This is a genomic window from Pseudovibrio japonicus (assembly GCF_014651595.1).
Classification (GTDB): domain Bacteria; phylum Pseudomonadota; class Alphaproteobacteria; order Rhizobiales; family Stappiaceae; genus Pseudovibrio; species Pseudovibrio japonicus.
The window spans coordinates 599,803-622,363 of record NZ_BMXE01000001.1 but is presented as its reverse complement, the minus strand read 5'-3'; the positions used below and the strand labels follow the sequence as shown (position 1 = coordinate 622,363).

The window sequence follows — 22,561 nt, the reverse complement described above, 5'->3', positions numbered from 1 at the left end:
TGACTATTAGGAGCCAGTTCGTGGGCGATCTATTTTCATTGAAAAACAAAACTGCGCTCGTTACGGGTGCATCTATGGGCATAGGTCAGGCGATAAGTATTGGTTTGGCTCATGCCGGGGCACACGTGATTTGTGCCGATTGCGCCTCCCTTGATACGACGATTGATCAGATCAGGCAGGCGGGCGGTTCTGCCCGTGACCTGAAACTGGATTTAAGAGATTCCATTTTGGCAGCACGCAGCGCTTCTGAGGTGATGCCAGTCGATATCTTGGTGAACAGTGCGGGCATAAACTGTCGTAACGCAGCTGTAGATTTCTCAGAGCCAGACTGGGATGATGTACTGGATGTTGACCTAAAAAGCAGTTTCTTCTTGTGCCGAGAATTTGCACAAAGTGCATTCGACTCTGGCAGAAAAGGAAAGATCATAAATATTTCTTCGATTGTAGCATATCAGGGTGGCCCACAAGGAGTTTCCTACACAGTCGCAAAATCTGGCGTTGTTGGTATGACGCGTTCTCTGGCAAATGAGTGGGGTGCGAAAGGCATCCTGGTTAATGCCATAGCGCCGGGGTTTGTCGAAACAAATATGACCCAACCGCTGGTAGAAGACCCCAAACTCCATAATGAAATCGCTGCGCGTATCCCGCTCGGAAGGTGGGGCAAACCTGAAGATATGGTTGGCGCCGCTATTTTTTTAGCATCAAGCGCATCGGATTATGTAAATGGATCAGTATTGACCGTCGATGGAGGATGGCTGGTTCATTGATGCCTTCATTCTGAAGGTCATCACCACCATTCAGACCGCATCACCTATGGATTGACCTGTCTGAATATCCGCTTCTGCCCAAATGCGTCAGCGTTGGCTTCATGTTGACCTTGCTTTCCGTACTGAAGTGAGTGGTCGGTATATCCCGCACCAAACCTGAAAACACCCACCCCGCATGTTGAAAAGCGTAACCCGCACTTGATTGTCATGCCTCGGATTTCTATCCTTGTTGCAAGGCTAAGTCCGGGCCTCCGCCCTCCATTCGGGAAGCAGTGCACATGCAGGACGTAAGAAACTGAACCACACTGTTCGAGCAAGCGCATAAGGAGGGGTTGCAAGGTATGCTCTGAAGAGAGGGTTCTTTCATGAGGCTATCTAGCCCAATCTATAAGCTGAAACGGCAAGCAAAACTGGCGGCCCGCGACAGCGGTATTCCGTTGCACGCCGCCTTGGACCAGCTGGCGCAAAAAGAAGGCTACAAGAGCTGGAGCCATCTGTCGTCAGCCACGTCGCCATCAGGCCACGCCCGTAACCTGCTAAAACAACTGCAACCCGGTGATCTGGTGTTGATCGCAGCGCGGCCAGGGCAAGGCAAAACCCTGTTTGGGCTGGAGCTGGCCCTGCAAGCCAACCAGTCTGGATGGCAGAGCCACTTCTTCACGCTGGAATACACGCCAGCCGATGTCCTCAACCGCATCACTCAGCTCGGCAGAAAACCCGAAGAGATCAGCAGTTCATTCAATCTGGACTGTTCAGATGAGATATGCGCCAGCTATGTCTTAGACCAGCTGCACCACACGCAGCAAAAGGCGCTGGTTGTCATTGACTACCTCCAGCTGCTGGACCAGAAACGCAAAAATCCAGAGCTTACAGAGCAGTTGTCAGAGCTGAAGGACTTTACAAGAAACACTGGCCATATAATCCTCATGATCTCGCAGGTTCACAGGAACTTTGATCTTGCTGCGAAACCATTGCCAGACCTATCAGATATCCGCCTGCCAAACTCGGTTGACCTGACCACCTTCACCAAAACTTGCTTCCTGCATAAAGGAGAGATCGAATTCAGGGCAGTGAACCAAAGCCAGTAGCCGGAAGCTCCGGTATATTACCAGCAGCTGCCCCTGAAGTTTCGGGACAGCTGCCTCCGCATTAATCCTAAGCCTGGACCAGTATGGCGGCGGCTTTAACTGCCTTCACAGAGTTCCGCTCTTCCATGAGCCGCTGAAACGCATGGAACTTGGGGAACTGGCGGATGTCAACACTGTCACCCTCAAGCCATGTGCTGACCGCATACAGATAGGCGTCTGCAACGCTGAAGGTTTCACCCAGCACGTAGGGGCCGGTGAGCAGGTTTTCTTCCACATAGGCACAGCTGGCACTCATGGTTTCCGGCACCTTGGCGCGCATATCATCCCAGCTTTCCTGCTTGTCGGCCCAACGGTGGCCGCGCAGCCTGTGGGCATGGTTCACATGCATGGTGGAGGCCAGATAGTACATGGCCTCGCGCATCTTGGCAGCTTTGAAAGGGTCATCCGGCTTCAGGCTGCCTTCAGGCGCAAGATCGGCAATGTAGTCGAGCAGGGCACCCGTTTCCGTCAATATGCCGTGATCCGTTACGAGCACCGGAACCCGCCCCTTCGGGTTCACGCCCAAGAGCTGCGGGCGGCTGACCTCCGGGTTCCTGAAATCGATCTTATGACGGGCGTAAGACACACCGGATTCTTCAAGGGCAATGGCAACTGCAATAGAGATGGTGCCGGGAGCGTAATATAATTTCATCGGTAACCTGATTTGCTGGAAGAGGCTGATTCCCCAGTAGATTAGATGCAGCGTTACCAGCCTGCAATTGAGCTTATTGTGATCTGGACTGAAGCTGGCGCGGACTAACGGCGGAAAAGCTCGCCTTGCATATCGCGCCGCATGTCCATGAGAGCACCTGCCAGAAAATCAACAAAGCGGCGCACGCGCACGGTCTTGCGCAAATCTGCATGAAGCACAATCCAAAGTGACTGCCCCAGTTCGAGCTTCGTCCCGGGCACGCGGCACAGATCAGGAAAGAACTGCTCGAAAACCACAGGGAGATAGGAGATGCCGCAATTCTCTCGCAACAGCCTCAAACGCATGTAACCGTCAGACACCATGTGGCGCATATCCGCGTGAGGGAACGGAGATTGAGAGATCATGTTGCTGTACTGGGCACTATCAGGAAAGCCGATCCACGAAAGGCCAGCGCCTTGCGGTCCGGCCTTTGCAAACGTGGTGTCGATATAGCTCTTGCTGGCATAGATGCCCACCGCCATCGGGTAGAGCTTGCGTGCTACCACGTCCCCACTGACGTCATAGGCAGCGCGTAGAGACACATCCGTCTCGTCCTTGTTTATGTTCTCAACCGCAGTCGTAAGCCTCAGCTCCACCTGAATATCAGGGTAAGCCTCCTGAAAGCGACTGATGATCGGCGTGATCACATCATAGGCAAAGGTGGGAGTGACGGAAAACCGGAGCGTCCCCGCTTCGGTTTTGTCCAATCCCTCAACACGTTTGCGCGCGTTGATGATCACGTCTTCGGCCTGTTCAGCAAACGGTAGCAGCGCTTCGCCCGCCTCCGTTAGCGTGAAGCCTTTGTGTGAGCGCAAAAACAAAGCTACACCATAACTCGCTTCAAGAGACTGAATATTACGGTTCACAGTGCCATAGTTGGTGTGAAGCAGATCTGCACCGGCCCGTAAACTACCCGCCCGCGCAACAGCAAGAAAAGATGGCAGAAGCTCCCAGTCCAGTGATCTCATTATGTCCCTCCTGTTACATCACAGTAATGCATTGTTCCAAATCACGGCATTCTTGTTCTTTTCATGTAACGTAAAATGCACTCCAGATGCAATCAGGAACCCAACCTCGGTTCCTCGGAAGGTTGATGAATGGAGCGCCCGATGACAACACGCTATCACCCGGTTTTAGTTGCCTTGCACTGGATCCTTGCACTTATGATATTCATGGCGCTGATCGTAGGCGGACCCAGTTTAGCGGCAATGGATAATGCCGATCCTGAAAAGCTCACCGGTATGACAGGGCATATGATCTGGGGCATGACCATCGGCGCATTGCTTGTCCTGCGGCTCATCACCCGCTTCATCACTCAAAAACCAGCGAAGGCAGACACAGGAAAAGCCGCGCTCAACACGCTGGCCGGGCTCACCCACTGGGCTATTTATGCGTTGATAGCAGGCATGGTGTTCTCCGGCCTGATAATGGCGAGCAGTGCAGACCTCTTCGCAATAACACTGGGTGGTTCAGGAAGTCCGCTCCCAGCGGATCTCACGATCTACCCGGCGCGCGTTGTACACGGGATTATCGCCAACGCGCTTACAGCATTGCTCTTGCTACATATTGGCGGCTGGGCCTTCCATCAGTTTGTCCTACGTGATCGCCTCATCAGCAGAATGTCGTTCGGAAAACGGAAACCGGCCCCGCAAACGCAGGCAAAGCAGCAACTGTTGGAAAACTGATCTTGGCAACTGTGGCTGCATGGGGAACCCTGCAGCCACTTTCAAGGGTTCAGAGCGCTACCCCGTAATGCGGGCCGGGTTGCCCACCACGGTGGCCCCGGCAGGCACATCTTTGGTCACCACACTGCCAGCGCCCACTATGGCGTCATCTCCAACGGTAACGCCGGGCATTAAGATGGCCGCACCGCCAATCCAGACCCGCTTGCCGATGGTCACCGGTTTGGCGGTCTCCAGCCCCGCACAGCGCTTTTCTGCGTCTTTGTGGTGCTGGGCGCAGTAAATCTGCACATTCGGCCCCAGCATGGTCTGAGCCCCAATCCGTACAGGCGCACTATCCAAAATGGTGCAGCCTGCATTGAGAAAGACGTTTTCTTCCAGATGGATGTTGATGCCATAGGAGCAGTGAAACGGCGCCTCAATGAGGGTGCTCTCCGTCGTGCTACCAAGCAAGGCCCGCAGGGCAGGGCTGATCCGGCCACGTTCGCTCGGGTGCAGAGTGCGATGTTCATGCACAGCGTGGTAGGCAGCGCGCCGCAGCATATCCAGCTCGTCATCCACGCAGGTGTACCACTCACCCGCTTCCATCTTTTCGCGTTCAGTTTTCATGATGGGTTCTTCCTTGGCTTGTCGCGCAACTCTCGGAGAAAGAGACGGGCTTTGCAAGCTGGATTTAGCTCGTACCGCGCAAAACTGAAACCGCTGCGATCTATCGGCTGCTGCCAGAAAAGTCGCCGCCGTGAATAGACCGTGAGCCATTGAGCAACAGCTCCACCACCAGCTCAGCATAACCCTCACGGGTCAGATCTCCATCCGGCTTGAACCACAGATAGGACCAGTTGAGCATCCCGAACAGGCTCATGGTGACAGGTTTGACCAGCGTGCTGCCATCCCCGAACTGCGGATTGGTTGCCGCAACCGCCTTGGCAAAGATCGAAACCAGCTTCCGTTCCAGCTCAATGATGCCCTGTTTCTTCTCGACGGGAAGGTAGGAAAGCTCGTTGATCTGCAGCTTATGCTCAGAATCCGCATCCTCATAGGCCAGCATCAACGCACGGCAAAGACTGCGCAGCTGCTCCAACGGGGATTGGTCCTCCTCCGCGGCGGTCTCCACGGCATCAACCAGCTCTTCAAGGTGGGCGCTGATAATATCAATCAGCAACGTCTCTTTGTTCTCATAGTAGTGGTAGAGCAAGGCCTTGGAGAAGCCGCAGATCTTGGCGATCTGCGCCATGGAGGTTTTGTCATAGCCATGCTGCGCGAAGGCGCGCGCCGATAACTTTAAGATGGATTTGCGTTTGTCGTCATAATCCGCTGCTCTGGTGCGCGCCATGCTTTTTATTTCCGCTAGTTTTCTTTAGGCCGCAGGTCCACAACCCGCTTGGCCTTGCCTTGGCTTCGTTCTATGGAATTGGGCGGGCCCACGTCTACCCCAACCGAAATTCCAATGTTGTTTTTCACATGAACCGCCAGCTCTTTAGCGCTCGCCTGACGATCAGCATCAGACGCCGCATGAGCGGCCGCTTCCACCTTGACCATCAGCTGATCCATACGCCCTTTGCGTACAAGTTCAATCTGGTAGTGAGGGGAGAGCCCGTCACAGCGCAGCATCTGCTCCTCAATCTGGCTCGGGAAAACATTCACACCGCGCACGATCATCATGTCATCAGAACGACCGGTCACTTTCTCCATCCGCCGCATGGCACGAGCTGTACCCGGCATCAAACGGGTCAGATCGCGGGTACGATACCGGATGATAGGCAGCCCTTCCTTGGTCAGCGTGGTGAACACCAATTCACCCTTAGAGCCATCGGGCAGAACCTCACCACTCACCGGATCAATGATCTCGGGGTAGAAGTGATCCTCCCAGATGTGCAAGCCATCCTTCGTCTCCACGCACTCCTGCGCCACACCCGGACCCATCACCTCGGATAGCCCGTAGATATCAACCGCATGCATATCAAAGGCTTGCTCAATCTCCTCGCGCATGGAGTTGGTCCACGGCTCAGCCCCAAAGATGCCAATCTTGATGGAACTCTTGCGGGGGTCGAGACCCTCCTTGCGGTACTCATCCAGAATGGAGAGCATGTAAGACGGGGTGACCATGATGATCTCAGGCTTGAAGTCCTCAATCAGCCGCACCTGTCGCTCTGTCATGCCGCCGGACATGGGAATAACCGTACAGCCAAGCGCTTCGGCTCCATAGTGCGCACCCAGACCTCCCGTAAACAGCCCATAGCCATAAGCGATATGCACTTTATCACCGGGCTTTCCGCCCGCTGCACGAATGGAGCGGGCAACCACACCGGCCCAGGTCTCAATGTCCTTCTTAGTGTAGCCCACAACAGTCGGCTTACCAGTGGTGCCGGAGGAGGCATGAACGCGGCAGATCTCCTCTTCAGGAACGGCAAACATCCCAAAAGGGTAGTTGTCGCGCAAATCCTGCTTGGTGGTGAACGGAAACTTCGCCAGATCACTAAGGCTCTTCAGGTCATCGGGATGAACCCCCGCTGCATCAAAGCTGTCTTTGTAAAACGCCACATTCTCATAGGCGTGTCGCAATGACCACCGCATACACTCCAATTGCAGCGCTTGCAACTCTTCTCGTCCGGCGGTTTCAATAGGCTCCAGATCCGACCTGCGTTCTCTAACCTCCAACATTTTCTCCTCCTCAAATGCTGGTAATCAATCAATAAATCAACTGCTTAACTCGATATGTTTTCCTTTGATTGTTCTCGAGTTTCCGCGAAATTCCGCAATGCGTGTGCCATCCTGATTGCACACATGAACGTCATAGACGCCTGACCGGCCCTGCACGGTGATCTCTTCGGCAGTTGCCGTCAGAACATCCCCCTCAAAGGCCGGCGCGAGGTAAGTGATGGAACATTGAAACGCCACAACACGCTGGTTGTGGCTGTTGCAGGCAAAAGCAAACGTGCTGTCCGCAAGGGTGAAAATATACCCGCCGTGACACGTCTTGTGTCCGTTGGTCATACGCCCCTGTATGCTCATGGAGATGACAGCACGCCCCGGCGCAATCTGGTCCAGCGTCATACCAAGGGCTTGTGTTGCCTCGTCTTCATCCCACATGGAGGCCGCAACGGCCTCCGCCAATTCCTGCTTGTCCATCAGCGCTTGCCTGAATATTTCGGAACGCGCTTATCCATAAAGGCGGTTACACCCTCCAGATAATCCGACGTGCGCCCCGCTTCGCCCTGATAATCGCGCTCCAGATCAAGCTGCTCATCCAGCGAATTGCCCTCAGAAGCATTGAGCGCCTGCTTGATGAGACCAAGCCCGACGGTTGGCCCCACAGCAAGCTCCTCCACCATGGCAGTCGCTTCCTTAAGGAACGTTTCAGCAGAAGAGCATTTCCAGATCATGCCCCATTCTTCAGCCTGAGCAGCGGTAATCGGTGTGCCCAGCATAGCAAGACCACGCGCACGGGCGGAACCCACAAGGCGTGGCAGGAAGTAGGTGCCACCAGAATCTGGCACCAGACCAATCTTGGCAAATGCCTGAATGAACTTTGCTTTCTCAGAGGCAATCACGATGTCACAGGCCATAGCAATGTTGGCACCAGCCCCCGCAGCCACACCATTGACGGCACATACAACTGGCACGTTGATCGCCTTCAGTTTGCGGATGAGTGGATTATAGAAGTCACCAATCGTCTGGGTCAGATCCGGCGGAGGGGCGTCCGGTGTCGGCTTCACGCGGTCGCCCAGATCCTGTCCCGCACAAAACCCTTTGCCCGCAGCGGTTAGCAAGATAGCGCGGCAATTCTCGTCCGCATCTGCTGCCTCCAGCGCAGCATAAAGCGCGCGGTGCATCTCGTCATTGAACGAGTTCAGCTTGTCAGGACGGTTCAGTGTAATCACGTGGTAGGTGTCTTTCACATCCACCAAAATGCTCTGCTCGGACATGACGCTCGTCTCGCTCATGGTCTCTCCCTCCAAATAGGTCGGTCATCAAACCCCAGTGAACCTCATTTGCTCCCGATGAACACCCAAATTCATGAGGAGAGGCCTCTGGAAAACCTAATCACTTCGTAGGCTGGTCGATGGTTCTAGCAGTTTTTGCTTGAAATGACTGACCGGTCGGTAAATTATTGTCTGGAAGTGAAACCGCTGTCAATTGGAATTCAAAGCGTATTGCCCAAAAGTGGAAGCCGGTTTTGGGAAGAAAATACGCAGGAAACGAAAGACCTTTAAAGTGTTCGCACGATCTGGAGTAATCGTAGAACACTTTAAAAGTCACACATTGGTCGAGGAAACGCTGCGGCAGTCGCAGGTTTTTCGAGGAGGAACAATGAGTAACTTTTTTGAAGCGCATAAAGAAACGCTCTTTAAGGCAGTAAAGACAAGTAAATCAAGAGATTACTGGTCCGCTTATCCAGAGATTGCCTCGGGCAAGATCTACGGTGAAACTGCAAAAGACGATCAGGCAGCCGAGTTTGAGGGAATGCTCGGCAAGCCATTTGCGCTGGGCCAACCAACCAACGGTAACTGGGTTGGTGCCGAAGCATCGCCCTACGGCAAAGAGCTGGGAGTCACCTACGAAGACGCTGACCCTGCCGAGCTGATCAAAGCAGCAACTGAAGCAGGAAAGAGCTGGGCCAAAGCAACGGTTGAAGAGCGTGTTGGCGTTGCGCTGGAAATGCTCGCCCGCATCAACAAAAAGTCCTTCCTCATCGCCAATGCGGTCATGCACACGTCCGGTCAGGCGTTCATGATGGCGTTTCAGGCTGGCGGCCCGCACGCACAGGACAGGGGACTGGAAGCCGTCGCCTACGCTTACGACGCAATGACCCAGACCCCAACTGAGGTCACATGGACAAAGCCGCAGGGCAAGCATGATCCAATCGTGCTCGATAAGAAGTTCCGCGTTGTGCCACGCGGCGTCGCGCTGGTCATCGGCTGCGCCACCTTCCCAACCTGGAACACCTATCCGGGCATGTTCGCAAGCCTCGTCACCGGTAACCCGGTCATCATCAAGCCGCATCCAATGGCGATCCTGCCAATGGCCATTTCCATCCAGATTGGCCGTGAAGTGCTGAAAGAAGCAGGCTTCGATCCAAACGTCCTGCTGCTCGCTGCTGATACAGTAGACGCGCCAAAGACCAAGGAATTTGTCACTGCGGACGCTGTGAAGATCATCGACTTCACCGGCTCCAACGCATTCGGCAAGTGGGTCCGCGAAAACGCAGGCGATGCACTGGTCTACACAGAAGAAGCCGGCGTCAACGCGATCACCATCGATTCCACCGACAACCTGCGCGGTATGGCCAGCAACATCGCGTTCTCCCTGTCGCTCTACTCCGGCCAGATGTGCACCACACCACAAAACATCTTCATTCCCCGTGATGGTATTGAAACCAACGACGGCAAGAAGAGCTTTGAGGAAGTGGCCGAAGCCATCAAGATCTCACTGGACAAACTCCTCGGAGATCCTGCCCGTGCCGCCGCCATCCTCGGCGCCGTACAAAACCCGGCCACGCTGGAGCGTATTGAGACAGTAGGCAAGCTCGGTAAGGTAGTCCGTCAGTCTGCACAGGTCGAAGGCATGAACGGCGCTCGCTCTGCAACGCCAACAGTGGTTGCGGTCGATTCCAAAGAGGAAGAAGCCTATATGCAGGAGCGTTTTGGCCCGATCTCCTTCATCATTGCTTGTGACGATATTGACGACGCCATTGCCCGCGCAGCAGGCTCCGCAAAGAGCCACGGCGCAATCACCGCCGCGCTGTATTCCACCGATGAAGCTGTGATCGACAAAGCCGTAGACGCCTATGCCTGGGCAGGAGCGCCGCTCTCTGTCAATCTCACTGGCAACATCTACGTGAACCAGTCAGCAGCCTATTCTGACTTCCACGTCACAGGCGCCAACCCCGCAGGCAACGCCAGCCTCACCGACGGCGCCTACGTAGCCAACCGCTTCCGCATCGCCACCGTGCGGCGGCAGGCAGCCATGGCATAAGGCGAGGCAGACGCAACAGACAAAAAAGAAGGGCCGGTGCAATGCATCGGCCCTTTTCGTATTCTTATTTCTAGACCAGCTTAAGCCTTTGCCGTCTCACGTGCTTTCGCAACTTCGGTGGTAGCAGTTTCCGCCAGCTCAAGAGCTTTCAAACCGTCGATGCCGCTTGGAGACATGGCTGTGCCCTCGGTCAGAGCTTTCACGAAAGTCTCCAGCTCGATGCGATAGGCATCAACATAGCGCTCCATGAAGAAGTCCATCAAAGGTTCCGCCGTGTATCCGTTCTCGTTGGCGACGGTCACTGTGGTCGTACGTTTGTTTTCAGCAGAAACAAGTCCTTTAGAGCCATGCACTTCCACACGCTGGTCGTAGCCATACGTGGCGCGGCGGGAGTTGGTGATCACTGCAATTTTGCCGCTTGCTGTCTTCAGCATCACAGTCGCGGTGTCCACGTCGCCAGCCTCGCCGATAGCCGGATCTACGATGCTGCTGCCCATTGCAGAAATATCGACAACCTCTTCCCCAAGCAGGAAGCGGGCCATGTCAAAGTCATGGATCATCATGTCCTTGAACAGACCACCAGAACGCGCTGCGTACTCTGCTGGTGGCGGGGAGGGGTCGCGGGAGGTGATCTGAACCAGCTCAACCTCACCAACAGCGCCAGCTTCGATCTGACGTTTGACTTCAGCAAAGTTCGGGTCAAACCGGCGGTTAAACCCAACCATCAGCTTGGCGTCGGTCTCTTCAACAACCTTCAGGCAGTCCCGCACACGATCACCGTCCAGATGGATCGGCTTCTCGCAGAAGATTGCCTTGCCCGCACGCGCGGCCTGTTCAATCTGCTCTGCATGCAGATCAGTCGGCGTTGCGATGATCACAGCGTCAATAGCAGGATCGTTCATGATCGCATCGAGGCTATCAATGCGCGCACCGGTTTGAGCCGCAATCTCCTTGGCAGCCTCTTCAAACGGATCGTACACAGCAGCCAGCTTTGCACTCTCAAGCTGGCTTACGGCTTTTGCGTGGGTTTTGCCAATACGGCCAGCTCCCAAAAGACCAATCGAAACAGTCATAGCTTTTCTTTCACAACAACGTTGATCGCGGGCAGTCCCGCGGATTTCGAAGATATGGAATCAAGTCAAACGATGTTCCCGGCAAAGACGCACCGGGAACATGCGCCTATCAAATGTCAATCGCGCCGGCAGGTTGCGCGTCGCGCTGCGCTATCCAGTCATGGTCCGGATGGTTCTGGAAACGCCATTTACGCTTCGGACCCGCCATCACATTCAGGTAGTACATCTCGTAGCCATACGGCGCGCCACACGGGTGATACCCTTTTGGAACAAGCACAACATCGCCGCTCGAAACTGCCATGGTTTCGTCCAGTTCGCCATCATCCGTGTAAACGCGCTGGAAGCCGAAACCCTGTTCCGGATTGAGACGGTGGTAATAGGTCTCTTCCAGATAGGTTATATCAGGGAAGTGGTCTTCATCATGACGATGCGGAGGATAAGACGACCAGTTGCCCTGAGGGGTGTAAACCTCGGTAACCAGCAGGCTTTCTGCAAAGTCCTGCTCTTCCATGGCAATGGGGTGAATGTAGCGGGTGTTGGCACCAATACCGCGCTCAACGCTTGGAATGTCATCGGGGCCAATCACACGGGCAGGGTAGCTGCCATCAGTTGCAGGCGCCGTGCACACAGCCAGTGTCAGCTTGGTCACCGCCGTCGCGCTCCATTCAGCCCCGGCCGGAACATAAACACACCACGGCTTAATGCGCTCAAAGACGTTCTTACGTTCACCCAGAGTGCCAAAGTCCTGCCCATCCGAGGTGATGCTTGCTTTGCCTTCAACGATCACCAGAATGGCTTCCCGGCCCACCATCAGCTCCTTGGCGCTTGCGCCCGGCTCCAGATGGTAAAGACCAAAGCCAACGTAGCCCCAATTGGCAGTTTCAGGTGTGATGTCATGCACCTTACCCTCAGTGCCCGAGGGTTTTACGAGAAGCTTGCTCATACGACTACCTTCTTATCAAGACCAGCGCTGAGAGCCATCTGGCGCAGCGCCTTCAGGCCCATGCTTTGGTATGTAAACGGATTGCGCTGATCAGGGTCCTGCTCTGCTTCAATCACCAGCCAGCCTTCATAGCCATGCTCGGCTGCAATCTTCAGTACAGGCTCAAAATCAACCCCGCCTTCTTTATCGCCAGGAACGGTAAACACACCGCGGCGCACACCTTCCAGAAAGCTCAGGCGCTCGCCCTCAACCTGCTCACGAATGGCAGGACGAACGTTCTTCGCATGCAAATGCCGCACGCGGGCCATATGCTTTTGGGCGACCTCTACCGGATCCGCACCACCAAACCATGCATGGCCGGTGTCCAGCAGCAGGTAGGTGTTCGGGCCGGTCACATCCATAAACTGATCGATCTCTTCGCCAGTCTGGACCACGGTGCCCATGTGGTGGTGGTAAACGAGGGAGATACCTTGCTCAGCGCAGTAAGTGGCAATCGCCTCAACATCAGCCCCAAACTTTGCCCACTGTTCCTCAGCAAGCACAGGCTTCTCGGCGAGCGGCGTATCATCCGCACCATGGATCGCATTAGAAGTCTCGCAGACGATGCAAACCGTGCAGCCCATGGCTTTCAGCAGGTCGAGGTGTGGCTGGATTGCTTTCTTCTCCTCCTCAACACTGTGTGCAAGAAGGTTGAGAGAATGCCAGCCGGAAACAAAAGCCAGACCATGCGGTTCGAGCGCTGCTTTCAACGCAGCAGGCTCGGTGGGCATTTTATGACCCTTTTCAATGCCGTCAAAGCCGATCTCACCGGCCTCACGCAGGCACTGCTCAAGCGAAATGTGCGCACCCAGTGTACGATCGTCGTCATTGCTCCACGCAATTGGGTTGGTTCCGTAACGGATCATTGGCTTTAGTCTCCCAGACGCTGGTCAGCCAGCGCATTCTCATAGCCCTTGCGAGCTTCATTGACCTCTTTTCGTGAAGATACTTCCGGCACAGCCACATCCCACCAATGACCACCCGCTTCAGTGCTTGGCAGCGGATCAGTGTCGATCACAACGCAGTAGGACTTGCTGCTCGCCTTGGCACGTTCCAAAGCCTCTCCCAGCTCTTCAATGCTTGATACATGTTCGGAGGTTGCCCCCATGGCACCGGCATGGGCCGCAAAATCAATCTGGGATGGTTCTGTGTGGTATGCGTCATCCAACAGGTTGTTGAAGTTGTCGCCACCTGTCGCCATCTGCAACCGGTTGATGCAGCCGAAACCGCGATTATCCAGCAGCACCACGATGATCTTCTGGCCCATCATAACAGAGGTCGCCAGCTCCGAATTCATCATCATGTAGCTGCCATCGCCAACCATGACGATAACTTCGCTGTCTGGCTTGGCCATCTTCACGCCAAGACCACCGGCAATCTCGTAACCCATGCAGGAATAGCCGTATTCCAGATGATATCCACCCGGCTTGTCAGTCTTCCAAAGCTTATGCAGCTCGCCCGGCAATCCGCCGGCAGCACACACAACCGTGGTGTCTGCGTCGGACGCGCGCTGAACTGCGCCAATCACCTGCGCATCCGTTGGAAGCTCATTGCCACCCTCCGGCGCTGCAGTCGCTTTATCGAGCGCAGATAACCATTCGGCGCGGAAAGAGGCCCCGTCCGTGGCAGCTTTCCAGCCACCCAGTTTCTGCGTAAGAGCTTGAAGACCAACCCGCGCATCACACACCAGCGGCAACGCATTGTGCTTGCCGCTGTCGTAAGACGCCGCGTTCAGCTGCAAAATCCGCCGCTCAGGGTTCTTAAAGAGCGCCCACGAACCCGTGGTGAAGTCCTGCAGGCGTGTGCCCACCGCGATGATCAGATCAGCCTCTTCCGCAACAGCGTTTGCCGCAGAAGAACCGGTCACACCAACACTGCCCAGATTGAGTTCGTGATCCCACGGCAATGCGGACTTACCCGCCTGCGTTTCGGCAACAGGAACGTTATGTGCCTCAGCAAAGCTTTTCAGCTCATCCGTTGCCAGAGAGTAGTGAACACCACCACCAGCAATAATCATCGGCTTCTTGGCTGCCTGAATCGCAGCAACCGCCGTTGCAAGCTCATCAGCATCAGGGGCAGGGCGGCGGAAATGCAGAGTGCGTTCCTTGAAGAAGCTTACAGGCCAGTCGTATGCTTCGGCCTGCACATCCTGACACATGGCCAGCGTTACCGGGCCACACTCCACCGGATCAGTCAGAACCGCCATCGCGCGTGGCAATGCGGTTAGCAGCTGCTCAGGACGCTGGATGCGGTCAAAATAACGGCTCACAGGGCGGAAAGTGTCGTTGACACTGACCGTGCCATCCTGAAAGTCTTCGACCTGCTGCAGCACCGGATCTGGTGCACGGGTTGAAAACACATCGCCTGGAAGCAGCAGAACGGGCAGGCGGTTTACATGAGCCAGCGCAGCGGCGGTCACCATGTTGGTGGCGCCCGGTCCAATGGACGAAGTCACGGCCATGGCACGGCGGCGGTTGCTGGCTTTGGCATAGGCAATCGCTGCGTGGGCCATGCCTTGCTCGTTATGACCACGGTAGGTCGGCAGCGTGTCCTGTGCGTGATAAAGCGCTTCTCCAAGACCCGCCACGTTGCCGTGACCGAAAATAGCCCAGACGCCAGCAATAAAGCTGTCTCCCTCAGGTGTCTTCTGGGCTGCCAGATAGCGAACCAGAGCCTGTGCGGCTGTTAATCTGATCGTGCTCATGCAACTTCTTTCTTACTTGCTCGGGCCTGCTCCCAGACAGACCCAAGACCTTCAAACTTTGCAGCCATATTAGCAATGGCTTCTTCATCAGAAATGCGTCCAGCCAGCCACTTCTCGGCAGCTTCAGCAAAAATGGTACGCCCTACAGCAAAGCCCTTCACAAGGTCATGCTTGCCTGCAACCTCAAAACTCGCGGAAAGCTCGCTGGCAGGCGCATCAAGACCAAGAACAACAATGCCCCTGCACCACGGATCATTTGCCTTGATCGCATCGCACGCATTCTGCCAGCCAGCATCCGTCTTCAATGGCTCCAACTTCCACCAGTCAGGGTAGACACCCAGCTCGTAAAAGCGCTTGATGATGGCCGCAGTGGTGTCATCATTAACGGGCCCAACCTTGGATGGAATGACTTCCAGCAGCATTTCCAGATTGTTCTCACGGCTGGCATGGGCAAGCCGTATGACCGTCTCTTCCTGAACTGCTTTCATATGATCGTTGTCATCCGGGTGGTAAAAGCACAGCACCTTGACCACATGCTCAACCGGCCATTCCGCCAGCTGCGTGCCAAGGTCAGGACCAATCTCCAGATCGAGCGGCCGCGAGCCCGGCACTTCTACAGGGCGGCCAATCCAAAGGCCCGTACCGGTGGCCCTGAACAAAGCCTCTTCCCCAAGACGGCCATCACATAAAATGCCGTAGTGATCACGACCAGCACGAACCTGCTGAGCAGCTTTAAGACAAAGCTCTTTAAATTCAGGGATCTTGTCTTCCGGCGCGCCAACTTTGGCAGCCATGTCTTCCAGCTGGGAGCGGTGGTCAAAGGCAAACACCTTCATCTCCGACCAATCACCCTTGCGGTTGGTCGCCCAGTGGATCTGCTCCAGCTTCTTGTCCTTTCGCAAAGCATGCTCGGTGGAACCATTTTTCAGGAACCACTGCAACTCCTCCCAGCTTGGATATGCCGGAGCACAGCCGTGACGGGAAACCGCAAACGCACCACACGCATTGGCGTAGGTGAGGGTGGTCTCCCAGCTCTCGTCTTTCAGCCAGCCGCGCAGCAGACCGGACATGAAACCGTCGCCAGCGCCAAGCACGTTAAACACCTCAATGGGAAAGCCCGGACCGGACTTACCTTCATCAAGGCTCGCGCCAATCTCATTCTCAAACACCACAGCACCCATCGGCCCGCGTTTGCACACAAGAGCAGCCTTGCTGACCTTGCGCACCGCGTTCAGCGCAGCAAGCGTATCGGTGGTGCCACCGGCAATGTGGAATTCTTCTTCTGTGCCCACAATCAGGTCAAACAGATGCAGGTGCTTTTGCAGCTCGGCTGTTACCTTCTCAGAGGCGATAAAGCGCTCTTCACCAGCGCCGTGGCCCGCAAGACCCCAAAGGTTGGGCCGGTAATCGATGTCGAGAGCCGTGCGCGCACCGTTTTCACGCGCAAGACGTAGCGCTTTTAAAACAGCAGCTTCGGTGCGCGGATGTGAAAGGTGTGTGCCTGTCACCGTCACACAGCCAGCTCGCGCAATAAACTCAGGGTCAATGTCATCTTCACACAGCGCCATGTCCGCGCAATCTTCGCGGTAAAAGATCAGCGGAAACTGTTCCTTGTCGCGAATGCCAAGCAGAACAAGAGCCGTCAGGCGTTCCTTGTCTGTCACAAGCCCATCAACGCAAACGCCTTCTTTAACCAGCTGCTCACGAATGAAACGCCCCATATGCTCATCCCCAACACGGGAGATCAGCGCAGATTTCAGGCCAAGGCGCGCCGTTCCCACGGACATGTTGGTTGGTGAGCCGCCGACGTATTTTTTGAACGAAGACATGTCTTCAAGTCGGCTGCCGACCTGTGTTCCATACAAGTCAACCGAGGACCGGCCGATTGTAATGACATCGAGTGGTTTCAACGGAGTCTCCCAATCACGTAAAAACATTTGCCAAAAGATTGCATATTCCAAAAATAACTACAAGTAGAATGTTTATTCAAAAATGTAGAAACTCCATTCCAAAATGAATCAATGGCGACGCGCCTGTGCTTCAATTGGGAAGGCTTTAGGAAAGAGACGTCCATTTCCGTGCATCGCCAACGGCAACGGCAAGAGATGTTGCAAGGCACATCGTAGTGGAAAGTGACCTGAAGGCACCGTGTTCCGCCTCATGAACTTCCAGAACAGTGGAGGAAACGCGCGCAATCGGAGACAGAACGCTGTCAGTCAAAGACAATACCTTCACGCCGCGGCCAAACGCCTTGCTGGCAAACTCCACTACCTCTGGAGAGTAGGGGCTAAACGTTGCCACAAACAAAGCATCGTTCTCATTGATGAACTGAACCCGCTCCTCAAGAATACCGCCGGTGAACTCCAGAAGATTGGTCCGCACACGCATTTTGCCCAATGTATAGTGTAAGTAGCTGACCACCGGAAATGCACGCCTAAGTCCCAAAAGGTGTATGGTCTCTGCCGTTGCCAGAGCTTCGATGGTTTTATCAAGCGCGATCGTGTCCACCTGCATAAGCAACTCGTCGAGCGACTGCTTGGAGCTGGCAATGAAGTTGCCCAAAATGCTGGCCGGTGTATTCGTGCCGCTTTCGTGGATCTTGTTCAGGCGCTCCGTGTATTCATTGCTGCGCCCAACCAGCTGCCCCTGAAAGATCTGCTGCATCTGAGAGAAGCCATCAAATCCCAGTGTCTGGGCAAAGCGCACCAGAGTAGAGGGTTGCACCCCAGCTGCACTAGCAATCTCTGCAGTGGTCCCAAGCGCGATCCTGTCTGGGTTCGCCAGCGCGTATTTTGCGCACTGCAAAAGCCGCTTCGGCATGTTGTCCGAAAGCACGCCAATACGCGCCTTTAGGCTCTCGTAGTCTGTCGGAGTATCCGTGCTGAGTGCGTCTAAGTTCTGTGTCATGAAATGATCTTATTCTAAATCTATAAGCCCTGCAATATTTGTTCTACGGAGACAGAGTGAATTTTCTGAGTTGATCAAATTTGGATGAATTCTACGATCACAGGGTCGGCAAAAACGCTCTATCCATCGACCTCACTTATAGTGCTTATCTGGCCCGGGTTCACCACGAGAAAGGCCTGCGCCAAAACTGAAAGCAGCCTTGCCTCACTACAAGGAGAAGATGGAAGCTCCCGTCCACGGGTAGGCGGGATTTAAGAAGAATTGCGCGAAGCGCATTCATAGTTTGGTGTTCCTATTAAAATGAACACCGCACTTCTGGGGGAAGACGTGACAAATAATTGGCATTCGCCAACCTTCGGAGGCTCATATGAGAACCACCTTAAGAGCGTTCGTAGCAGCTGCTGCGATTGTGATTGCACCGTCTGCCATGGCAACAGACATCATTGTCATCACCCACGGACAGGCAATTGATCCACAATGGTCTGTTGTTAAAAACGGTGTAGACGAAGCCGCAAAAGAGACCGGCATAAACGTTACCTATCGCGCACCTGAAACGTTCGATATGATCGCCATGAAGCAGCTCATTGAAGCGGCAATCATTCAGGAACCCGACGGAATTGTTGTCTCTATTCCCGATAGCGACGCGCTTGGGCCATCCATCTTAAGAGCAGTAAACGCTGGCATTCCGGTGATCTCCATGAACTCCGGTGCTGAAATTTCCGCAACCCTCGGCGCTCGGCTGCATGTTGGGCAGGACGAGTATGAAGCCGGGAAGGTCGCCGGTGAGGAGCTGGCCGCAATGGGCGGCACGGTCGCCATCTGCGTGAATCAGGAAGTGGGCAATGTCGCCCTTGATCACCGTTGTGATGGCTTTGCTGAAGGTTTTGGCGGTGAAGTTACTGTTGTTCCAACCAACACAGACCCCTCCGAAGTTGAAGCTAAGATCAAGGCAACTCTGGAAGCCAATCCGGACATTGACACCATCATTGGCCTTGTTGCCTCTCTTGTCGGAGAACCGGCAGTACGGGCCGTTGACTCGGTTGGCCGGACCGGTGAAATCAATGTTGCATCCTTCGATGTTTCCGCAGGGTTTCTTGAAGACGTTGCCGAGGGGAAAGCCGCTTTTGCAGTTGACCAGCAGCAGTTCTTGCAGGGCTACCTGCCGGTCATGTTCCTTGCACTGAATGCAAAGTATGGACTTCTTCCAAGTGGTGACGTGCCATCCGGTCCAAACCTAATCACCGCTGAGACCGCCCAGGATGCTATCGAGCTATCCGCGCGAGGTTACCGGTAACGGGCTTCGCTTTGAGAGGGAGGCTCGCGTCCCTCTCATCCTTTCAAAATTGAGGGAGTTAGAATGGCAGAACTTCATGTTGAGAGCTCGGACGAAAGAGTAAAGGAGATCTCACTCCTATCTCAGCTGATGAAGCGTCCTGAACTGGGCGCAATTGCTGGACTTGTTCTTGTTACAATTTTCTTTCTTTTCACAGCTGACCCCGTCATGTTCTCGCTCGCAGGGATCATGAACTTCATGACACCTGCTGCTCAGCTCGGCATTTTGGCGATCGGGGCAGCGCTTCTTATGATCGGCGGCGAGTTTGACCTCTCCGTTGGTTCCATGGTTGCGTTCACAGGGATGATTTTTGGGGCAGCAATGGTCACCTTTGGCCTGCCGCTCTACGCAGCAATCATCGTTACCTTCATGGCCGCCGCTGCCATGGGCGCCGTCAACGGACAGATCGTGATCCGTACCGGCCTGCCCTCGTTCATTGTAACACTGGCATTCCTGTTCATTTTGCGCGGGTTGTCTCTGGTCGGCCTCAAGGCAGCAACCGGCGGCTCCACCCAGCTGCGCGGCATTCGTGCTGAGTATGAAGGGAGCTGGGTGGCTATGTTCTTCAGCGGAGACGCGTTCACCCCGTTGTTTCATTGGTTGGCTGAAATCGGCTGGCTCGATACTTTCGAAAACGGTGTGCCAAAAGTCGATGGTATCCCTGTTGATATTATCTGGTTCGTCCTGATCGCACTTGTAGCAACTTGGGTGCTCCTGCGCTCGCCGTTTGGTAGCTGGATCTTTGCAGCAGGGGGCGACAGCAATGCCGCGAGCAACTCCGGTGTGCCCGTGCGCAAAGTCAAAATGTGCCTGTTCATGCTTACCGCATGCTGTGCAGCTCTGGTCGGAATTCTCACTGTGATGGATGCCGGCTCCACTGACGCCCGGCGCGGCTTCCAAAAGGAGTTTGAGGCCATCATCGCAGCGGTGATAGGCGGCTGCTTGCTCACAGGTGGCTACGGCTCGGCAATCGGAGCCTTCTTCGGCTCCATCATCTTCGGTATGGTCTTGATCGGTTTGAGCTACACCAACATTGATCAGGATTGGTATCAGGTCTTCCTTGGCGGCATGCTGCTGATTGCAGTGTTGTTCAACAACATGATCCGCAAGCGCGCCACAGGAGAACTTTGATCATGACCAAACCCATTGTTGAGATGAAAAACATCGAAAAACACTTCGGCTCAGTCATCGCGTTGGCCGGTGTGTCCTTCTCTGTCATGCCCGGCGAAGTTCACTGCCTGCTTGGAGACAATGGCGCAGGAAAATCCACTTTCATCAAAACTATGTCTGGTGTGCATAAGCCAAGCAGCGGCAAGGTTTTCGTGGATGGTCAAAGGATGGATTTTGAAAGCCCGCGCGACGCAATCAATGTAGGCATCGCAACTGTGCATCAGGATTTGGCCATGATCCCGCTCATGTCCATAACACGCAACTTCTGGCTTGGTCGCGAACCGATCAAAAAGTTTGGGCCAATCCCGTATTTCGATCATAAGTATGCGAACGAAGTCACCATGGTGGAAATGCGAAAAATGGGGATCAACCTGCGTGAGCCGGATCAGGCAGTCGGCACATTGTCCGGTGGTGAGCGTCAGACGGTTGCGATCTCCCGCGCAGTCTACTTCGGCGCAAAAGTACTGATCCTTGATGAACCCACCTCCGCATTGGGTGTCCGCCAGACAGCAAAAGTGCTGTCGACAGTGGACAAGGCCCGCAAGAAGGGCGTCGGTGTGGTGTTTATTTCGCACAATGTACGTCACGCCATTGCGGTCGGTGATCGCTTCACAGTGCTGAACCGGGGCAAAACCCTGGGCACAGCCAGCAAAGGCGAGATCACCAGTGAGGAGCTGCAGGATCTCATGGCAGGTGGGCAGGAGCTCGCCAATCTGGAAGAATCTCTGGGCGGTTCGGTCTGATAAAACGTGCCAAATTGAAAGCCTGCTGCCTGTGAGTGCAGGCAAGGTGACATCGTGAGATTGGGAGTTCGCCGCGTACGTTCACCAAGCATGAAAAGTTCTTTTAGGATGACTGTGATGGAAAAAATCGGAGTAGGTTTGATTGGAACCGGATACATGGGCAAATGCCATGCTCTGGCATGGAATGCTGTCCAAGGTGTGTTTGGTGGCAAGCTCAAACCGGAATTGGTCATGCTGGCGACTGCGAATGAAGAACTGGCAGCAGCACGGGCAAAAGACTTTGGCTTTGCAAAATCGACAGGCAACTGGCGTGATATGCTCGCTGATCCTGATGTTCACATCATCTCCATCACAACGCCCAACGAATTCCACCCGGAAATGGCAATTGCAGCCCTGCAAGCTGGCAAGCACGTTTACTGCGAAAAGCCTATGGCACCGTCCTTTGCAGAGGCTAAGAACATGCTGGAAGCCGCCCGCAAATCCGGCAAGCAAACCTTCCTCGGCTACAACTATATCCAGAACCCGATGATGCGCCGCATCCGCACGCTGCTGGATGCTGGTGAGATTGGTGATGTGCTTCAGGTCCGTCTTGAAATGGATGAAGACTTTATGGCCAATCCAGCAGATGAGTGGAGCATCAGAAGCGGAGCTGCCTCCGGCTTTGGTGCGCTGGATGACTTTGGCGTACATACCATGTCGCTGCTCATGGCGCTGAATCTGCGCATGGCGAAGGTCCTCTGCCAGATGAGTAAACCCTACGAGACTCGTAAGGACGCAAATGGCAACAAAAAGCCGGTCGAAACCTACGATATGGCAACTGTGCTGATCGAGCTTGCTAACGGCGGGAATGGCACAATTCAGCTCAACCGCTCCGCATGGGGCCGCAAAGGCCGCATCGCCCTGCAGGTCTTCGGCTCCAAAGGCTCTATTGTTTATGATCAGGAACGCATGAACGAACTCAATGTTTATAAGGCCGAAGGTGATCCTGCTGCTCAAGGCTACACGACCATTCTGGCTGGCCCCGCGCACCCGCCATATGATCGTTTCATCCCCGCCCCGGGCCACAGCCTCGGCTTTAATGACTTGAAGGTGATCGAGGTGAGCGAAATCCTCAAAAGCTTGCAAGGTGAAGAAGCCAGCCTGATCGACTTCGAAGAAGGTATCGTCATTGAAGGCCTCGTTCAGTCCATGGCAAAATCCCACGAAAAGGCCTGCTGGATCACCGTTTAAGCCAGCATCTAGCCCCTACATTGCAAAAGCGGACCTTTTCTCCGCAGGAATGCGCCCGCACAAGCAGCATCAGAAAGAAAAAAGTTTTAACCCCCTAAAAGCCCTTGGGAAAACTCATTGAGGTGCTGGACAGACAAACTTTCCCACCCTATAAGACCCTCACCTCAGCGGGGCAC

21 protein-coding genes are annotated in these 22,561 nt (G+C 54.7%); 8 read left to right on the top strand and 13 right to left on the bottom strand.

The annotated features are described in order from the left end of the window. Window positions 1–20 precede the first annotated feature (20 nt). Both IE076_RS02710 and IE076_RS02705 read left to right on the top strand, forming a co-directional pair. Window positions 21–767 (top strand): SDR family oxidoreductase, encoded by a 747-nt coding sequence (locus IE076_RS02710; RefSeq protein WP_189435131.1) that lies wholly within the window; start codon window positions 21–23, stop codon window positions 765–767. 365 nt (window positions 768–1,132) lie between these two features. Beyond that, on the top strand, window positions 1,133–1,855 hold the full coding sequence (locus IE076_RS02705) for a DNA helicase (protein WP_189435129.1): 723 nt from the start codon (window positions 1,133–1,135) through the stop codon (window positions 1,853–1,855). A gap of 67 nt (window positions 1,856–1,922) precedes the next feature. Here IE076_RS02705 and IE076_RS02700 read toward each other — a convergent pair whose 3' ends face one another. Together IE076_RS02700 and IE076_RS02695 are read right to left on the bottom strand one after the other, a co-directional pair. Further along, complete coding sequence (locus IE076_RS02700; RefSeq protein ID WP_189435127.1) at window positions 1,923–2,546, bottom strand: glutathione S-transferase family protein; 624 nt, start codon at window positions 2,544–2,546, stop codon at window positions 1,923–1,925. A gap of 104 nt (window positions 2,547–2,650) precedes the next feature. Then, window positions 2,651–3,553: a LysR family transcriptional regulator gene (locus tag IE076_RS02695; RefSeq protein WP_189435125.1), complete on the bottom strand. Its 903-nt coding sequence runs from the start codon at window positions 3,551–3,553 to the stop codon at window positions 2,651–2,653. A 141-nt stretch (window positions 3,554–3,694) separates the two neighbouring features. Between IE076_RS02695 and IE076_RS02690 the strand changes: the two genes are divergently transcribed. Continuing rightward, complete coding sequence (locus IE076_RS02690) at window positions 3,695–4,270, top strand: cytochrome b (RefSeq protein WP_209008772.1); 576 nt, start codon at window positions 3,695–3,697, stop codon at window positions 4,268–4,270. A gap of 57 nt (window positions 4,271–4,327) precedes the next feature. Here the strand turns inward: IE076_RS02690 and IE076_RS02685 are convergent, their stop codons facing one another. From IE076_RS02685 to paaG, 5 genes are all read right to left on the bottom strand, one after another. Then, window positions 4,328–4,876 carry a sugar O-acetyltransferase gene (locus tag IE076_RS02685; RefSeq protein ID WP_209008771.1) on the bottom strand — a complete coding sequence of 183 codons (549 nt, stop codon included), beginning with the start codon at window positions 4,874–4,876 and terminating at the stop codon, window positions 4,328–4,330. Window positions 4,877–4,976: 100 nt separating this feature from the next. Beyond that, window positions 4,977–5,600, bottom strand: a complete 624-nt coding sequence (locus tag IE076_RS02680) for a TetR/AcrR family transcriptional regulator (protein ID WP_189435122.1) — start codon at window positions 5,598–5,600, stop codon at window positions 4,977–4,979. A gap of 14 nt (window positions 5,601–5,614) precedes the next feature. Continuing rightward, the gene (paaK, locus tag IE076_RS02675; RefSeq protein ID WP_189435120.1) at window positions 5,615–6,928 is read right to left on the bottom strand and encodes a phenylacetate--CoA ligase PaaK; all 1,314 of its coding nucleotides are present in this window, start codon (window positions 6,926–6,928) and stop codon (window positions 5,615–5,617) included. Between the two features lie 36 nt (window positions 6,929–6,964). Then, entirely contained in the window at window positions 6,965–7,396 is a 432-nt protein-coding gene (gene paaI, locus IE076_RS02670; protein WP_189435118.1) for a hydroxyphenylacetyl-CoA thioesterase PaaI, read from the bottom strand. Then, a complete protein-coding gene (gene paaG, locus IE076_RS02665) occupies window positions 7,396–8,193 on the bottom strand; it encodes a 2-(1,2-epoxy-1,2-dihydrophenyl)acetyl-CoA isomerase PaaG (protein WP_209008847.1) in 798 nt (265 codons plus the stop codon). The genes paaI and paaG overlap by 1 nt, the downstream gene beginning before the upstream one ends. Window positions 8,194–8,578: 385 nt before the next feature. On the opposite strand from paaG, the gene paaN reads away from it, so the two are divergent. Then, a complete protein-coding gene (gene paaN / locus IE076_RS02660) occupies window positions 8,579–10,243 on the top strand; it encodes a phenylacetic acid degradation protein PaaN (protein ID WP_189435115.1) in 1,665 nt (554 codons plus the stop codon). An 80-nt stretch (window positions 10,244–10,323) separates the two neighbouring features. Here paaN and iolG read toward each other — a convergent pair whose 3' ends face one another. The 6 genes from iolG to IE076_RS02630 all read right to left on the bottom strand — a co-directional run bounded on the left by iolG (window position 10,324) and on the right by IE076_RS02630 (window position 17,909). Beyond that, window positions 10,324–11,316: an inositol 2-dehydrogenase gene (iolG, locus tag IE076_RS02655; protein ID WP_189435113.1), complete on the bottom strand. Its 993-nt coding sequence runs from the start codon at window positions 11,314–11,316 to the stop codon at window positions 10,324–10,326. A gap of 109 nt (window positions 11,317–11,425) precedes the next feature. Further along, on the bottom strand, window positions 11,426–12,259 hold the full coding sequence (iolB, locus tag IE076_RS02650) for a 5-deoxy-glucuronate isomerase (protein WP_189435111.1): 834 nt from the start codon (window positions 12,257–12,259) through the stop codon (window positions 11,426–11,428). Continuing rightward, complete coding sequence (gene iolE / locus IE076_RS02645) at window positions 12,256–13,164, bottom strand: myo-inosose-2 dehydratase (RefSeq protein WP_189435110.1); 909 nt, start codon at window positions 13,162–13,164, stop codon at window positions 12,256–12,258. The genes iolB and iolE overlap by 4 nt, the downstream gene beginning before the upstream one ends. 5 nt (window positions 13,165–13,169) lie before the next feature. Further along, window positions 13,170–15,002: a 3D-(3,5/4)-trihydroxycyclohexane-1,2-dione acylhydrolase (decyclizing) gene (iolD, locus tag IE076_RS02640; RefSeq protein ID WP_189435108.1), complete on the bottom strand. Its 1,833-nt coding sequence runs from the start codon at window positions 15,000–15,002 to the stop codon at window positions 13,170–13,172. Further along, window positions 14,999–16,939, bottom strand: coding sequence for a bifunctional 5-dehydro-2-deoxygluconokinase/5-dehydro-2-deoxyphosphogluconate aldolase (locus tag IE076_RS02635; protein ID WP_189435106.1), 1,941 nt, complete (start codon window positions 16,937–16,939; stop codon window positions 14,999–15,001). The genes iolD and IE076_RS02635 overlap by 4 nt, the downstream gene beginning before the upstream one ends. Window positions 16,940–17,057: 118 nt before the next feature. After that, a complete protein-coding gene (locus tag IE076_RS02630; protein ID WP_189435105.1) occupies window positions 17,058–17,909 on the bottom strand; it encodes a MurR/RpiR family transcriptional regulator in 852 nt (283 codons plus the stop codon). Between the two features lie 367 nt (window positions 17,910–18,276). On the opposite strand from IE076_RS02630, the gene IE076_RS02625 reads away from it, so the two are divergent. The 4 genes from IE076_RS02625 to IE076_RS02610 all read left to right on the top strand — a co-directional run bounded on the left by IE076_RS02625 (window position 18,277) and on the right by IE076_RS02610 (window position 22,385). Next, window positions 18,277–19,203 (top strand): sugar ABC transporter substrate-binding protein, encoded by a 927-nt coding sequence (locus IE076_RS02625; protein WP_189435103.1) that lies wholly within the window; start codon window positions 18,277–18,279, stop codon window positions 19,201–19,203. A 63-nt stretch (window positions 19,204–19,266) separates the two neighbouring features. Continuing rightward, window positions 19,267–20,373: an ABC transporter permease gene (locus IE076_RS02620; RefSeq protein WP_189435101.1), complete on the top strand. Its 1,107-nt coding sequence runs from the start codon at window positions 19,267–19,269 to the stop codon at window positions 20,371–20,373. Window positions 20,374–20,375: 2 nt separating this feature from the next. Next, window positions 20,376–21,155 carry an ATP-binding cassette domain-containing protein gene (locus tag IE076_RS02615; protein WP_189435099.1) on the top strand — a complete coding sequence of 260 codons (780 nt, stop codon included), beginning with the start codon at window positions 20,376–20,378 and terminating at the stop codon, window positions 21,153–21,155. Between the two features lie 117 nt (window positions 21,156–21,272). Beyond that, window positions 21,273–22,385, top strand: a complete 1,113-nt coding sequence (locus IE076_RS02610) for a Gfo/Idh/MocA family protein (RefSeq protein ID WP_189435097.1) — start codon at window positions 21,273–21,275, stop codon at window positions 22,383–22,385. Window positions 22,386–22,561 lie beyond the last annotated feature (176 nt).